This window comes from Vibrio sp. D417a (assembly GCF_030248595.1).
Classification (GTDB): domain Bacteria; phylum Pseudomonadota; class Gammaproteobacteria; order Enterobacterales; family Vibrionaceae; genus Vibrio; species Vibrio alginolyticus.
In genome coordinates this window covers 173,860-189,122 of record NZ_JAHGAM010000015.1, presented here as the reverse complement: position 1 = coordinate 189,122, position 15,263 = coordinate 173,860, and the positions used below count along the sequence as shown (strand labels likewise).

11 protein-coding genes are annotated in these 15,263 nt (G+C 44.0%); 6 read left to right on the top strand and 5 right to left on the bottom strand.

Annotated elements, in window-relative coordinates; genetic code table 11:
* Positions 1-71: 71 nt before the first annotated feature.
* On the bottom strand, positions 72-1,514 hold the full coding sequence (gene pyk / locus KI742_RS14615; RefSeq protein WP_151515006.1) for a pyruvate kinase: 1,443 nt from the start codon (positions 1,512-1,514) through the stop codon (positions 72-74).
* 410 nt (positions 1,515-1,924) lie between these two features.
* Here pyk and KI742_RS14610 point away from each other — a divergent pair, with 410 nt between their 5' ends.
* Both KI742_RS14610 and KI742_RS14605 read left to right on the top strand, forming a co-directional pair.
* Positions 1,925-3,142: an ROK family protein gene (locus KI742_RS14610; RefSeq protein WP_005372973.1), complete on the top strand. Its 1,218-nt coding sequence runs from the start codon at positions 1,925-1,927 to the stop codon at positions 3,140-3,142.
* Between the two features lie 363 nt (positions 3,143-3,505).
* Positions 3,506-4,459 carry a chemotaxis protein CheV gene (locus KI742_RS14605; RefSeq protein ID WP_005372976.1) on the top strand — a complete coding sequence of 318 codons (954 nt, stop codon included), beginning with the start codon at positions 3,506-3,508 and terminating at the stop codon, positions 4,457-4,459.
* Between the two features lie 72 nt (positions 4,460-4,531).
* Here KI742_RS14605 and KI742_RS14600 read toward each other — a convergent pair whose 3' ends face one another.
* The 4 genes from KI742_RS14600 to KI742_RS14585 form a co-directional block, all read right to left on the bottom strand.
* Entirely contained in the window at positions 4,532-7,606 is a 3,075-nt protein-coding gene (locus KI742_RS14600; protein ID WP_285385576.1) for an error-prone DNA polymerase, read from the bottom strand.
* 27 nt (positions 7,607-7,633) lie between these two features.
* The gene (locus KI742_RS14595; RefSeq protein ID WP_285385577.1) at positions 7,634-9,037 is read right to left on the bottom strand and encodes a DNA polymerase Y family protein; all 1,404 of its coding nucleotides are present in this window, start codon (positions 9,035-9,037) and stop codon (positions 7,634-7,636) included.
* A gap of 4 nt (positions 9,038-9,041) precedes the next feature.
* Positions 9,042-9,734 (bottom strand): translesion DNA synthesis-associated protein ImuA, encoded by a 693-nt coding sequence (imuA, locus tag KI742_RS14590; protein ID WP_033905734.1) that lies wholly within the window; start codon positions 9,732-9,734, stop codon positions 9,042-9,044.
* A 129-nt stretch (positions 9,735-9,863) separates the two neighbouring features.
* The gene (locus tag KI742_RS14585; protein WP_005372980.1) at positions 9,864-10,610 is read right to left on the bottom strand and encodes a YciK family oxidoreductase; all 747 of its coding nucleotides are present in this window, start codon (positions 10,608-10,610) and stop codon (positions 9,864-9,866) included.
* A gap of 254 nt (positions 10,611-10,864) precedes the next feature.
* Between KI742_RS14585 and sohB the strand changes: the two genes are divergently transcribed.
* The 4 genes from sohB (at position 10,865) to ihfB (ending at position 15,091) form a co-directional block, all read left to right on the top strand.
* Entirely contained in the window at positions 10,865-11,926 is a 1,062-nt protein-coding gene (sohB, locus tag KI742_RS14580) for a protease SohB (protein WP_005385819.1), read from the top strand.
* Positions 11,927-12,134: 208 nt separating this feature from the next.
* On the top strand, positions 12,135-12,815 hold the full coding sequence (cmk, locus tag KI742_RS14575; RefSeq protein WP_021033981.1) for a (d)CMP kinase: 681 nt from the start codon (positions 12,135-12,137) through the stop codon (positions 12,813-12,815).
* A 110-nt stretch (positions 12,816-12,925) separates the two neighbouring features.
* Positions 12,926-14,596 (top strand): 30S ribosomal protein S1, encoded by a 1,671-nt coding sequence (rpsA, locus tag KI742_RS14570; protein ID WP_005385817.1) that lies wholly within the window; start codon positions 12,926-12,928, stop codon positions 14,594-14,596.
* Between the two features lie 213 nt (positions 14,597-14,809).
* The gene (ihfB, locus tag KI742_RS14565) at positions 14,810-15,091 is read left to right on the top strand and encodes an integration host factor subunit beta (RefSeq protein ID WP_005385816.1); all 282 of its coding nucleotides are present in this window, start codon (positions 14,810-14,812) and stop codon (positions 15,089-15,091) included.
* The last annotated feature ends 172 nt before the right edge of the window (positions 15,092-15,263 follow it).

Genomic DNA, 15,263 nt, shown 5'->3' with positions numbered 1-15,263 from the left:
ATATAAATAAGGCTCCATTTTCGGAGCCTTATTTGCGGGTTCTTGTGGTTAATTCCAGTTAGGTATAACGACTACGCTTGTAGAATGCGCATGCAGTTGGTTGAGCCCACAACATCCATTACATCGCCTTGAGTAATAATGACTAAATCACCTTTGTGCAAGAACCCTTGCTCTTTAAGGCTAGTAATCGCTGCTTGAGCCGTTGGTAAACCCGCATCACTTTTTGACTCGAAATATACAGGTGTCACGCCTCGGTATAATGCTGCTCGATTTAGTGTCGATTCATTCCGTGATAAGGCAAATATTGGCAAGCCAGAGCTTAAGCGAGACATCATCAACGCAGTCCTGCCGGACTCAGTTAACGAGATCATCGCTTTAATTCCTTCCATGTGATTCGCAGAGTACATGGTTGCCATTGCGATGGTTTCTTCAGCGGTTTCGAAGGTTCTATCTAAGCGATAGGTTGATAGACTTGCCTCCGACATTTTTTCTGCCCCCACACATACTTCGGCCATGGATTTGACCGTTTCTACAGGATATTTACCTGCAGCAGTCTCTCCAGACAGCATCACCGCGTCAGTGCCGTCTAGAACCGCATTGGCTACATCCATCACTTCAGCACGCGTTGGCATTGGGCTAGTAATCATGGATTCCATCATTTGTGTCGCAGTAATCACGATACGGTTTAAACTGCGTGCGCGGCGAATCAGTTTTTTCTGGACACCAATGAGCTCAGGGTCACCGATTTCTACACCAAGGTCACCACGTGCAACCATCACCACATCGGATGCGAGAATAATGTCGTCAATAGACTCATTGGTCGCGACGGTTTCTGCTCGTTCGACTTTAGCCACTAACATGGCTTCAAGGCCTGCATCTCTGGCTAAGCGTCGAGCGTAATGCATGTCTTCGCCGTTACGTGGGAATGAAATAGCAAGGTAGTCCACTTGAATTGCTGCGGCGGTAAGAATGTCGGCTTTATCTTTCTCTGTGAGCGCATCGGCTGACAATCCGCCGCCTTTTTTGTTGATCCCTTTATTGTTGGACAGTGGACCACCGACAATCACACGGGTATGAACTTTATTACCCTCTACTTTGGTAACTTGCAGCTGAACGCGTCCATCATCGAGTAATAAAATGTCATTTGGTGAAACATCTTGCGGTAGTTCTTTATAATCTAACCCTACAGATTCTTTATTGCCTTCACCTTTTGGTAAATCACTATCTAATGTGAATTTATCGCCCACATTCAAAATGACTTGGCCGTCTTTAAACGTTGATACACGGATTTTAGGGCCTTGTAAGTCACCAAGAATAGCAACCTGACGCCCAAGTCTTGCTGCAATGGTACGGACTTTGTTCGCACGTTGAATGTGGTCTTCACTGGTTCCATGTGAAAAATTCATACGGACAACGTTTGCACCGGCTTTGATGATCTCCTCAAGTATATTGTCCTTATCCGTTGAAGGACCCAGCGTAGTGACAATTTTTGTTCGTCTTAATTTGGAAGTCATAGATTCTCCGATGAATGTGTGTGTAAAGGTAACTTGAACTCTATCCTTACTTTACGCAATCGCTCTCAAGGTTAGCCTCGTTGCTGAGCCCACACCTTAAAGCTACTTGAATATAAGTATATGCACAGAATGTTTACATTAAGAGTAACCCCGGTAAAACAGACAGATATTCGACAGGCAATGGCCTTATTGATAAAAATGCGCTGCTTTAAAGGCACTACTTCATAATTTAGTGAATAAAAATAAGTTATTTTTCAAACAATTTAACAGGAGTAGATTCTTCGTTATTTGATTGAATACACAAACAAACAGGTTTATACGTGATGCTTGTCACGGGGATTTATTAATTCACTTCACAATTAGTTCGCAAAGTAAAAAAATTGTCCCGTTATAGAATTTCGGAGTGCAAGATGTACATGGCTCAACCGGGCCATATTGATCATATCAAACAGGTCAATGCTGGTCGTGTATATAAACTAATTGACCTAAAAGGTCCTATTTCTCGAATTGATTTGTCCAAGCAGAGTGAGCTTGCTCCTGCTAGTATCACCAAAATCACTCGAGAATTAATTGAAGCGCACTTGATTCATGAAACGACAGTACAAGAAGCGACGAGTCGTGGTCGACCTGCTGTCGGTTTGCAGGTCAATAATGAAGGCTGGCAATTTTTGTCAATGCGTTTGGGGCGGGGTTATTTAACCATTGCTTTGCATGAGTTAGGCGGTGATGTACTGATCGATACTAAAATCGAGATACACGAGCTTGACCAAGACGATGTGCTTGAGCGCCTGCTTTACGAAATTGATGAATTTTTTCAGACTTACGCGGATCAACTGGATCGGGTTACCAGTATTGCCCTTACACTGCCTGGTCTCGTGAACTCAGAGCAAGGTGTCGTTTTGCAGATGCCTCATTACAATGTCGAAAATCTTGCTCTTGGACCAGAGATATACAAAGCAACAGGCTTGCCAGTTTTCATTGCCAATGACACGCGAGCTTGGGCATTAGCAGAAAAGCTTTTTGGTCATTCTCAAGATAATGACAACTCCGTTCTTATCTCTATCCACCACGGTTTAGGTGCGGGCATCATTCTGGATGGGCGCGTTTTGCAAGGCCGTCACGGTAACATTGGTGAACTCGGGCATATTCAAATTGACCCAAATGGAAAACGTTGTCATTGCGGCAATATTGGCTGTTTGGAAACCGTTGCCAGTTCTCAGGCAATTCGTGAAGAAGTCGTAAGACGAATCGCTGATGGCGAAGACTCTATTCTTGCTAAACAAGAAGAAATGAGTATTGAGAGCATTTGTGAAGCCGCTGCAAACGGTGATCCTTTGGCCGTCGATGTGATTGAAAAACTTGGAGGTTACTTAGGCTCTGCAATTGCTATTGTGATCAACTTATTTAACCCTGAGAAAATCTTGATCGGTGGTGTGATTAACCAAGCAAAAGATGTGCTTTATCCTGCGGTTCGTCGCTGTATCGAAGAGCAGAGTTTACCTGTTTATCACCAAGATCTTGAGCTGGTGGAGTCTCGTTTCTATAAGCAAGCCACAATGCCTGGTGCCGCGTTGATTAAGCAAGCGTTGTACGATGGTCAACTATTGATGAAGGTTGTGGAAGGTTAAGTACTTTTTAACATGATGATGTGCCTGGCTGTTGAGACTGCATTTGTAGGTGATTTAGGGTGAGACTTAACGGCTCACCCTTTTTGATCGCCTATTACTAGAAAGGGAATTTGAGTTATGTTGCATTGCTATATCTGCGCCATTCATGTAATTTCCTAAAAAGCTCAAGTAAATAAACAAAATGGCTTTCAATGTGCTGCGTGACTTTGCGTCTGATGCAAAGAGAAGTAATACGCTAAAACTGTTGTACTTTAAAGCTGTGCTCGAAAAGCCAAATATTTTAAGGTTATTTGGTTATATAACCTTGCTGTGTCTGTACTGATTTCGAGTAAAATAAGAATTATCCATAATTTAGGTAGTAGTATGTCCGGAGTGTTAAATACGGTTGACCAGCGTACAAACTTGGTTGGTGAAAATCGACTAGAGCTTCTGCTGTTCACTTTAAATAGTCGCCAATTATTTGCGATTAATGTGTTCAAAGTGAAAGAGGTCATCAAGCTTCCACCGTTAACCAAGCTCCCTGGATCGCACTACAATATTCGTGGGGTTGCTTCTCTACGAGGTGAAGCGGTACCAGTGATTGATTTACGAGGCGCAATTGGTTTTCCTGCTTTACGTGGTGAAGCGGAAGAAGAAAATTTGATCGTGACAGAGTACAACCGCACGGTGCAGGGCTTCTTAGTCGGTCCGGTTAAAAACATTATTAATACGGCATGGACTGAAATTCAGCCGCCTCCTTCCACGTCTGGTCGCTCGAATTACCTCACGGCTATCACGCAAATCAAAGAGGGGGATGCCTCTCAAATTGTCGAAATTATTGACGTTGAAAAAGTTTTAGCAGAGATCGTGCATTACGACGTGACTATTTCGGAGGACATTCTCGATCAAGAACTGGCCCAAGCAATGGTCGGGCGTAATGTTCTGATTGTGGATGATTCCTCTACAGCTCGTAATCAAGTTCGCGATACGCTTTCTCAATTGGGTATGAATATCATCGAGTGTCGTGACGGGCTAGAAGCGTTAACGGTTTTAAAACGTTGGTGTGATGAAGGTAAAGATGTAGAAAAAGAGCTGTTGATGATGATTACGGATGCTGAAATGCCTGAAATGGACGGTTATAAACTGACCCATGAAGTGCGCCAAGATCCACGTATGTCTAAGTTGTTTATCACATTGAACACTTCTCTGAGCGGTAGTTTTAATGAAGCCATGGTACAAAAAGTAGGCTGTGATCGCTTTATATCTAAATTCCAACCGGATCTGCTGGTTGAAGTTGCTCAAGACCGATTACGCCAGATGCTTTCTAAAAGTGCATGATTAGATCTAGTGAAATCAGAGGGAGCGCACCTCTCTCTGATTTTTAACATCTCTCTCCTTAATTCCTCTGTACTAATGGAAATCCCGAGATTTACTTTGTAGATTGTTCAAGTAGTGCGTGCAATCAATCAACTTACCAGCAATGACGTGCGTGACTTCTCCCTCTCTTTCAAGAATGCCTTTCACCATTAATACTTTAGCGCCTAAATACGCTTGCTTTTGGGCTCGTGCTGTAGCTTGCCAAACGACCACATTAATGTTGCCCGTGTCATCTTCTAACGTAAAAAATGTCACGCCAGCGGCGGTGCCTGGAGATTGTCTTCCTGTTACCACACCTACCACTGTGACCAGTGACTTATGCGGTTTCTCTGTCAGTTGCCTCATGCGGGTAAAGTGAGGGAGTTTGCCCGTTTCTTCTAATAATTTAATTGGATGGCGGCTAAGAGATAGTCCCGTGCTTGCGTAATCCTCAATTAAGTCTTCATATTCAGAGGGTTGAGTCTGGTAGCTAACATTGGGTTCTTCGACCTTGTGAAACAATGGTAGGTCAGATAAGGAATCCATTGCTGCCCAGCGAGCGTTATAACGATTTCCCGATAAGGCCTGAAATGCATTGGCTGAAGCCAATAATTCAATGTCACTTCGGCTTCTTAATATCTGCTTTACTTCTTGAATCGATCGGTAACCATTAAGTGGTTTGCGCTCAATAAGCCTTTGTGCGCTTTCTGCGTTAAAGCCTTTCACCAAGCGAAAACCAAGTTGCACGCCGAGCCTGCCATTCGGACGTGAGACGAGATGATGTTGATATTTTGAATGATTGACGCACACCGGCAATACTTCGACGCCATGTCGGCGAGCATCTTGTACTAATTGCGATGGGCTATAAAATCCCATTGGTTGGCTGTTCAACAATGCAGTGTAAAATTCGGCTGGGTAATAATATTTTAACCATGCAGAACAATATGCCAGCACTGCGAAAGACGCTGAATGACTTTCAGGGAAACCGTACTCACCAAAGCCGCATATCTGATCGAAAATGCGCTCAGCAAACGCTAAGTCATAACCTCTCTCTTGCATACCATTGATCAGTTTTGGCCTGAATTTAGCGAGATCGCCATTCTTTTTCCATGATGCCATCGCTCGACGGAGTTGATCGGCCTCGCCGCCGCTAAACCCTGCGGCTACCATGGCTAGCTTGATGACTTGCTCTTGGAAAATAGGGACGCCCATAGTCCGCTCCAGAACGCTTTTTACTTCTTCCGATGGATAACTGACAGGCTCTTTGTGATCTCGTCGTTTTAAAAAAGGATGCACCATATCACCCTGAATAGGGCCTGGACGAACAATTGCAATTTGAATCACTAAGTCGTAATAACAAGCAGGCTTTAGGCGAGGAAGCATGCTCATTTGTGCACGAGATTCTATTTGGAATACGCCTATCGTGTCAGCTTTTTGGATCATGCGATACACGTGTGGATCATCTTGTCGGCGAGTGATTTCGGAAATAGAGAGGGATCGCTGGTGATGTTTCTCGACCAGCTGAAAGCACTTTTTGATGGCGTTTAACATGCCGAGTGCGAGCACATCGACTTTTAGTAGCTTCAAGCTTTCTAAATCGTCTTTATCCCATTGAATGATAGTGCGATCTTCCATCGAGGCATTTTCAACAGGTACCAACTCATATAAAGGGCCAGATGAAATTACAAAGCCACCTACGTGCTGAGATAAATGGCGCGGGAAGCCAATGATCTCGTTGACCAATTGGATAAACTGCTGCCCTTTGAGAGATTCTGGTTGTAAGCCAAGTTCAATAATTTGAGCTTGCCAGCCTTGGCTGCGATCTCGGCGATTAACGTTCTTAATGAAAAAATCTAATTGGGTCTCTTCAATCCCTAATGCTTTACCGACTTCACGCACGGCACTTTTAAAGCGATAGCTGATCACTGTTGCAGCAAGTGCTGCACGCTCACGGCCATATTTTTTGTAAATATACTGGATAACTTCTTCACGGCGCTCGTGTTCAAAGTCCACATCAATATCCGGCGGTTCCTTACGTTCTTTACTGATAAATCGTTCGAATAAGACAGCGATTTGTCGAGGATCGACGGCGGTAATTTCCAGGCAATAACACACCACAGAGTTTGCAGCGGAACCTCGCCCTTGGTAAAGAATGCCTTGCTGTTTCGCGAACATTACGATGTCGTGAATAGTAAGGAAGTAGTAGTGGTATTTCAGCTCTTGAATAAGCGCCAGTTCATTCTCGATGGTTTGATTGACTTCTGCTGGCACGCCTTCAGGAAAACGCAGCTTTTTACCGCGTTCGACCAACATACGTAAGTAAGAGTCGGGTGTGTAACCATCTGGGATCAGCTCGGTAGGATATTCGTATTTTAAATCGGAGAGCTTAAACTCGCATAAATCGGCGATGTAAGTGCTTTCTTCCAGCCATTCTGGTTTGTAAATCCGAATCAACTTTTTAAAAGGACGAAGCGCTCGCTCAGTATTCGAAATACGATCAAAACCGAGTTTATCGACGCTACACCCATGCTTTATAGCAGTAAGTACATGCTGTAATGGCAAGCGTTCAACATCATGCATGAGAACGCCTCCGCAGGCAGTTATAGGTAATTGAAATTCATGTGCTAACTGCTCGCAGTGCGCAATGTATTCAGTATCGTTGTTACTCAAATGGCGCTGAATCGCTACCCACAAACGATTAGCGTGGTGTTGATTGAGCCAGCGCCCCCAATAGTGATCACTCTCTTGATGTGTGGGCAGCCACAATACCAAACAATGTCGAACCGACATCAAATCCCATTCGAACAGTTGATAGTTGCCTTTTTCACTGCGTCTCCTTGCGTTTGTGATGATACGACACAACTCGGCATAAGCCTTGCGACAAGGGCAAAGCAGTACGATTTGGCATTCATCATTTAACCAAAACATACTTCCAACGATTTGTTTGATATCGAGTTTATGTTGTTCGATGGTTGCATGGGCTTTGACAACGCCCGCGACTGAACATTCATCCGTTATAGCTAGAGCTTGATAGCGATAGAAAGCAGCTTGGAGTACCAGATCTTCTGCATGAGAAGCCCCAGTCAAAAAAGAGAAGTTAGACTGACAAAATAGTTCCGCGTAACTCATAATGATCCAACAAAAATAACTGTCGATTTAACAAAAATAGCCATGAAGAAACCAGTGCTTGTGCTGATCGCGAAATATCCATAACCAGCGGCCTTGCTTGGTGTATGCAATGTAGTAATCACGCATGATCTCATCACCATCCCACCACCCAGAAACTATTCGCTCAGGTCCGTGGACCAAAGAAACTTGTTCTTGCAATACAATGGGAGTCGGTAATTGCATTGCGGGGCGTAGTATGGAGGGTATGGCGTGCCCCTTTTTATCTGGAGCATCAGCAGGGCGATACTGACTGGCCTTTTCTGGTCTAGGATCGCAAGCAATATTGGGTTTTAAAACGGCACTTTTCCCCAATTTAGCTTGCAGTAAAGAGAGCAGCTCTAAAGCATTCATGTTTCCTTTCTGCCCAGCAAAGAGATCGCGTGATGCACTAAGAGGCTCACCTTGACGGATGACTTTTAACGTTAGCCCTGTGACTGGGCCATTAAGCGAGAGTGATTCTAAGCTTAAACTCGCTAACTGTTGCCAACGCTGACATAGGTAATCACCTTGCGCAGAAGTGAGTTGAAGGTGTTGCTCTTGTTTCTCACGCTGGTGGAGTGTTAAACACAGTTCAAAAGCGACCTTATCTCTTAATTTAAGAAAGGTTTCGAGTTGACGAAGTAATTTGGCCAACGGTTTTTCAATCCACTGAACGTTTTCGATCTCAAACAACAGCTCTAAATAAACTTGGAAGGATTCGGTAGGGTGATAAAGGTCGACAGGGTGTTTAAACTGCCCAGTCAGTCGACCAACGTAGTTCACCAAATCGATATCAAAGCGTCGTGCGATGTCTTGCAATGGCAGTTCAAGCAGGTTTTGCAATGTGGTGACGCCTACACGTTGTAACTTCTCTACTGTAGCGCTTGATAAATCTGCCAGTGTTAACGGTAATGGTGATAGGACTTTTTGTATGGCAGATTTGTCTTCACTGATGACGTTCGCTCCTGATATTGCCATCAATTTGGCAGCAAAAGGCGAAAAACCACATCCGAATTGAAAACTCAGTTTCAGCTCCGATAAGTGAGCTCTGACTTTATTCCAATAGTTTTCAAGCCCTTCATACAGAGCGAGCATTGGAGTAGCACGCAGTAAAATACCTTGGTTTGGCATCAACACAACGTCAGATGTGATCAAATACAACCACTGGGCTACCTCTTGTAATTTATTTAATTCGGTTTGTGGATGATAAGGATGCACTTGTAAATCTCGACACAAGGACGCAGCACTGCCTAAGCCCATACCAGGCTTAATGCCTTGTTGTTCGGCAATCTCGTTGTATTGAAGAATCTGGCAACGTTGGCTTTCGACAATCACTACGGGTTGTTCTTGGTTATCACCAAAGAGTGCGTCTAGCTGCAGGCGAGGGAAGTGCAAGTAAATCCACAGAGACATATCACTAACCTTGGTTCGCCAGTGGGAAATTGACCACAGTCGAGTGCACAGTTTCAGATGATGGTTTCACCAGTTGCGGGTAATGGTGTTGGAATCCGATACTAACGCTACCTCTATTCCAGCCTCCTTTCCTTTTCAGCACTTCAACATGAATCCCTTGCTCGTCGCCTTTCAGTTTTAAACTGAGTGACACAGGTAAAGACAAGCGGTTGATAGTATCTGTTTTAAGCATAAAGAGAGGGCAACTCCCTTGTTCACTTGCTACCTGTAAGCGTTTCACTTGATGTATTTCAAGCTCTTCTTGCCATAACAAAACATTACTGCATACCCCACTTTTCAGACATTGCTCTGCAGCCCAAAGAGCATCTTTGGGGTGAGTTGGAGTAACAACCCACACTTGGTTTATATCCAACCCGATGTAGTGTAAAAACAGAGAATTCACTAGCGCAGGTGGTTGAATAAATGCGGTCATACCATTGGTCTGAGTGGCTTTTAAATAGGGAGCGAGCAAACGCAATTCACCAATACTACCAATAGATTCCATCTCCACTACGCCATGAGGTGGAAAGCCTCCGCCGAGCAAATCATCTAATTCAGAAAAACCGGAACTAGTCTGCAACTGCTGAGGATCTGCTTTCGTTAAATTTGCTTGCCAAACAAGGTGTTGGCTTTTTAAGTTCTGAATAATATCTTGCATAATAAATACCTGTATATATATACAGTATATTTCTGTGGGAGAAAGTCGCAAGATTTTTATGAAGAGAGAAATGAAAAAAGGCAGCGTTTGCTGCCTTTTCAATCGATTATGTGAGGTAACCTGAATGAGTTATTTACGCTTCGGTTGAGCGTCGATGCACTGACCGTTCACATCGGTAACCGCAGGATCCATTAAGTGCAAATATAGCGGCATGATATCCAGTGGCGTTTTGAGAGTATTCGCATCTTCACCCGGATATGCTTTTTCACGCATGCGAGTACGAGTGGCACCAGGGTTAATTGCGTTAACGCGGATCGGTGTATCACTCAGCTCGTCAGCCAAAACTTGCATCATGCCTTCTACGGCAAATTTAGAGATAGCGTATGGCCCCCAGAATGCGCGGCCAGAGTGGCCGACGGTTGAAGAGGTAAAGATAATACGCCCAGCTTCTGATTTACGCATCACAGGCAGTAGTGCTTGAGTCATTAGCACTTCGGCTTTCACGTTGATCTGCATGATATCGTCGAAGTCTTCCTCTTTGATTTGATCAAATGGACACAGCGAACTCAAGACACCTGCGTTGTGTAATAGACCATCCAAGCGACCAAACTGTCCTTCGATTGTCTCTGCCATATCAATGTAATTCTGCTGAGTTGCGCCCTTGAGATCCAATGGAATGATAGCTGCTTGTGGATAGCCAGCAGCTTCAATCTCATCATAGATAGATTCAAGGTTTTGCACATTTCTACCCAAGAGAATAACAGTTGCACCGTGCTCTGCATAAGAAAGCGCGGCTTGACGGCCGATGCCATTACCAGCGCCAGTAACAAGAATGACTTTACCTTTTAGAGCATCAGCTGAAACGGAGTAGTTCACGGCGATAAATCCTTATTATTGTAAGAGGGTCCATGATAGTTAATTGACGCTAAAAAACGCCTGTTTCTCAATGGAAAATCTTGGTAATCGTGACAAGATGGTTACAATACACCAATTCATGTGTTATACCAATTCCAGAACTTTCGTTAGGTATGCTATCAATCAGAACAAGTGGTTACAAACCGCGCTGCCTTCTCGCTGATGTTTCTGCGTAACATACTAACGTCATCTGAAATGAGATAAAGGAGCTCTCGTTGGAATTTTTATTAGATTATGGTCTGTTTCTGGCCAAAATTATCACGGTGGTTGCTGCGATAATTGTTCTGCTCATTATTGCAAAATCGGCTGGTGGCAAATCGGGTGCGGCGAAAGGGGAGTTAGAGATTACCAACCTTTCAGAGCAACACAAACAATCTGTTGAGCAGTTAGAGCATCATTTGCATGACGATGCTTTCATCAAGGCTCGAGATAAAGCCGTCAAGAAAGAAGAAAAAGAGAAGAACAAATCTCGCGAGAAAGAAATCAAACAAGCGAGCAAAGACGGTTCATTAGATAGCAAGCGTGAACCACACCTATTTGTTCTTGATTTCAACGGTAGCATAGACGCAAAAGAAGTCGCGTCTCTACGTGAAGAAATCACCGCTATTTTGGCTGTCGCACGTGAAGGTGATGAAGTGTTACTTCGCTTAGAGTCTGGCGGTGGTATGGTTCATGGTTACGGCCTTGCCTCTTCTCAACTGGACCGAATCAAAGCTGCGGGTCTTCCTCTGACCATCTCTGTTGACAAAGTTGCGGCAAGTGGCGGTTACATGATGGCATGTGTAGCAGATAAAATTGTTTCTGCACCATTTGCAATTGTGGGTTCTATTGGCGTTATCGCACAGATTCCTAACTTCAACAAACTGTTGAAGAAACATGACATTGAGTACGAACAACTAACAGCGGGTGAATATAAACGCACGCTAACGATGTTCGGTGAGAATACCGATAAAGCGCGCGATAAGTTTAAGCAAGAACTTGAAGAAACACATGTCTTGTTTAAAGACTTCATCCGTGAGCGTCGTCCTAGTTTGGACCTAGACAAAGTAGCCACTGGGGAGCACTGGTTCGGTACACAAGCGAAAGAGCTTGGTTTGGTGGATGACATTAGTACATCTGATGATATCGTTGTTGCAGCATGCAAAGATAAAACTGTACTTTCTGTGCATTATGTACAAAAGAAAAAACTGGCCGACAAGCTAGCAGGTGTGGCGGGTAAAGTCGCTGATAGTGTGATTTTAAAGTTAGCTGAGCGTGGTCAAAAGCCGATTGTTTAATCGAGCTTAAGTTCATGACATTTAAAACGGCGAGGGCGGAAGCTCTCGCCGTTTTTGTTGAACTTTATGTTTATTGATGAATCCAATTACGCATTAGGTGTAATGCTTTACACGACATTTTTCCTCGCTCCAAAGACTGATTACCCGTATAATGTGCGCCTCGAAAACCGAGCAAATTGCTGAAAAGAAACTATTGGTGGAGAAGAACATGTCCTCTCAAACTCCGGTTGTAACCGTAGATGGACCTAGTGGTGCAGGTAAAGGCACTTTATGTATGTTGCTGGCGAAAAAGTTGGGTTTCCAACTCTTAGATTCTGGCGCAATTTATCGTGTACTTGCACTCGCTGCGATTCACCACGGTGTCGACACCGAGTCAGAAGATGCTCTTGTCCCACTAGCAACCCACCTAGACGTTCAATTTATCGCGGAAGGTGACTTAGTTAAGGTCATTCTAGAAGGCGAAGACGTGTCAGGGGAGCTTCGTAAAGAAGAAACGGGTATGGCAGCATCTAAAGTTGCGGCTTTGCCACGTGTTCGTGAAGCATTACTACGTCGTCAGCGTGCATTTGAGACCGCTCCGGGTCTGGTTGCTGATGGTCGTGATATGGGCACAATTGTATTCCCGAGTGCGCAAGCAAAAATCTTCCTTGATGCGAGTGCTGAAGAGCGTGCAAATCGACGCCTTAAACAGTTGCAAGAGAAAGGGTTAGATGTTAGATTTGCTGACCTTTTAAGCGAGATCCAAGAGCGTGACGACCGAGATCGTAACCGCCCAGTGGCGCCATTACGCCCTGCTGAGGATGCGCTTGTGCTAGATTCTACGTCGATGACTATCGACGAAGTAGTAGAAAAGGCACTACAATATATCGAATCGAAGCTAGCTGAGTAATAATACTCGACTAGGCTAAGAGCGTTGGTCGCAAGGATGATGACTGGCGAATTTAATAACCCCATGCGGTAGGATACCCGTGGAAGTTTAATTTATTGAAGATTAATTAAATGACTGAATCTTTTGCTCAACTCTTTGAAGAGTTTCTAAACGAAACAGAATTCCAACAAGGCAGCATCGTTAAAGGTACTGTAGTAGCTATCGAGAACGGTTTCGTTCTTGTTGACGCTGGTCTTAAGTCTGAATCTGCTATCCCTGCTGAACAGTTCAAGAACGCTGCTGGCGAACTTGAAGTTGAAGTTGGCGCTGAAGTAGACGTAGCTCTAGACGCTGTTGAAGATGGTTTCGGTGAAACTCAACTTTCTCGTGAGAAAGCTAAGCGTCACGAAGCTTGGATCGTACTTGAGAAAGCTTACGAAGAAGCTGAAACTGTTGTTGGTATCATCAACGGTAAAGTTAAAGGCGGTTTCACTGTTGAACTAAACGGTATCCGTGCTTTCCTTCCTGGCTCTCTAGTAGACGTACGTCCAATCCGCGACACTGCTCACCTAGAAAACAAAGAGCTAGAGTTCAAAGTTATCAAACTTGACCAAAAACGTAACAACGTAGTTGTTTCACGTCGTGCAGTTATCGAATCAGAGAACAGCGTTGAGCGTGACGAGCTTCTAGAAACTCTACAAGAAGGTTCTGAAGTTAAAGGTATCGTTAAGAACCTTACTGACTACGGTGCGTTCGTTGACCTAGGTGGCGTTGACGGTCTTCTACATATCACTGATATGGCTTGGAAGCGCGTTAAGCACCCATCTGAAATCGTTAACGTTGGTGACGAGATCCAAGTTAAAGTTCTTAAGTTCGACCGTGAGCGTACTCGCGTATCACTAGGTCTTAAGCAACTAGGCGAAGATCCATGGGTAGCAATCGCTAAGCGTTACCCAGAAGGTCACAAACTAACTGGTCGCGTAACTAACCTAACTGACTACGGCTGCTTCGTTGAAATCGAAGAAGGCGTTGAAGGTCTAGTTCACGTTTCAGAAATGGATTGGACTAACAAGAACATCCACCCTTCTAAAGTTGTTAATGTTGGCGACGAAGTTGAGGTTATGGTTCTTGAAATCGACGAAGAACGTCGTCGTATCTCTCTAGGTCTGAAACAGTGTAAAGCTAACCCATGGCAGTCATTCGCTGAAGCACAAGCTAAAGGCGACAAAGTTACTGGTAAGATCAAGTCTATCACTGACTTCGGTATCTTCATCGGTCTAGAAGGCGGCATCGACGGTCTAGTTCACCTATCTGACATTTCTTGGAATGTTGCTGGCGAAGAAGCTGTACGTGAGTACAAGAAAGGCGACGAGATCTCTGCAGTTGTTCTAGCAGTAGACGCTGAGCGTGAGCGCATCTCTCTAGGCATCAAGCAAATGGAAAATGACCCATTCAATGCTTACGTTGCTGACAACAAGAAAGGTGTTCTAGTTAACGCTACTGTAACTGCTGTTGACGCTAAAGGCGCTACTGTTGAAATCGCAGAAGGCGTTGAAGGTTACATCCGTGCTTCTGAAGTATCACGCGATCGCGTAGAAGATGCTTCTCTAATCCTAAGCGCTGGTGATGTTGTTGAAGCGAAGTTCACAGGTGTAGACCGTAAGAACCGCGTAATCAACCTATCTATCAAAGCTAAAGACGAAGCTGACGAGCAAGAAGCAATGGCATCTATCAACAAGCAAGATGACAATGCATTCGGTAACGCAATGGCTGACGCTTTCAAAGCTGCTAAAGGCGAATAATATACTCGCTTAAGCAAAAAAGGAGCCGCAAGGCTCCTTTTTTATATTTGGTCATATTTAAGTAGTAATACTAATGACAGTAAACTATCTTAATAAAAGGCATTTCTTCATTGCGCATTTTGCATAAAATTTGTCTAGAATTGTCAGCAAGTGTTTGTTGGAATTAGTATTACTTACTATAATAAGTGATAAAGATACTCAAAGAGGGCAACTATGACTAAGTCTGAACTGATTGAAAGACTCTGCGCTGAGCAAACACACTTATCAGCGAAAGAGGTAGAGGATGCTGTAAAAGATATTTTAGAGCACATGGCCTCTACACTAGAGAGCGGTGACCGTATCGAGATCCGTGGCTTTGGTAGTTTTTCTCTTCATTACCGCGAGCCTCGCGTAGGTCGTAACCCTAAAACGGGCGATAAAGTGGAATTGGAAGGTAAATACGTTCCACATTTCAAACCAGGTAAAGAACTTCGTGAGCGTGTAAATATTGGTTAATGCACTCTTATTAGTTTGAAAAAAGCGGCATACGTTTGTGTATGCCGCTTTTTTGTAATGTATCCAAGTTAGTCATACATCCAAGATCGTTTACTAATCTAATTGTGGATTCAGCCGTTTTCCTTGCTGCTTTCTATACCCAAATAACTTTAACTTCTAAGCATGTCTACAA

Excerpts from the sequence above, each read along its gene's own strand:
- KI742_RS14610 (WP_005372973.1), top strand. The coding sequence starts at position 1,925 with ATGTACATGGCTCAACCGGGCCATATTGATCATATCAAACAGGTCAAT.
- KI742_RS14605 (WP_005372976.1), top strand. The coding sequence starts at position 3,506 with ATGTCCGGAGTGTTAAATACGGTTGACCAGCGTACAAACTTGGTTGGT.
- KI742_RS14600 (WP_285385576.1), bottom strand. The coding sequence starts at position 7,606 with ATGAGTTACGCGGAACTATTTTGTCAGTCTAACTTCTCTTTTTTGACT.
- ihfB (WP_005385816.1), top strand. The coding sequence starts at position 14,810 with ATGACTAAGTCTGAACTGATTGAAAGACTCTGCGCTGAGCAAACACAC.
- cmk (WP_021033981.1), top strand. The coding sequence starts at position 12,135 with ATGTCCTCTCAAACTCCGGTTGTAACCGTAGATGGACCTAGTGGTGCA.
- rpsA (WP_005385817.1), top strand. The coding sequence starts at position 12,926 with ATGACTGAATCTTTTGCTCAACTCTTTGAAGAGTTTCTAAACGAAACA.
- pyk (WP_151515006.1), bottom strand. The coding sequence starts at position 1,514 with ATGACTTCCAAATTAAGACGAACAAAAATTGTCACTACGCTGGGTCCT.
- imuA (WP_033905734.1), bottom strand. The coding sequence starts at position 9,734 with ATGCAAGATATTATTCAGAACTTAAAAAGCCAACACCTTGTTTGGCAA.
- KI742_RS14595 (WP_285385577.1), bottom strand. The coding sequence starts at position 9,037 with ATGTCTCTGTGGATTTACTTGCACTTCCCTCGCCTGCAGCTAGACGCA.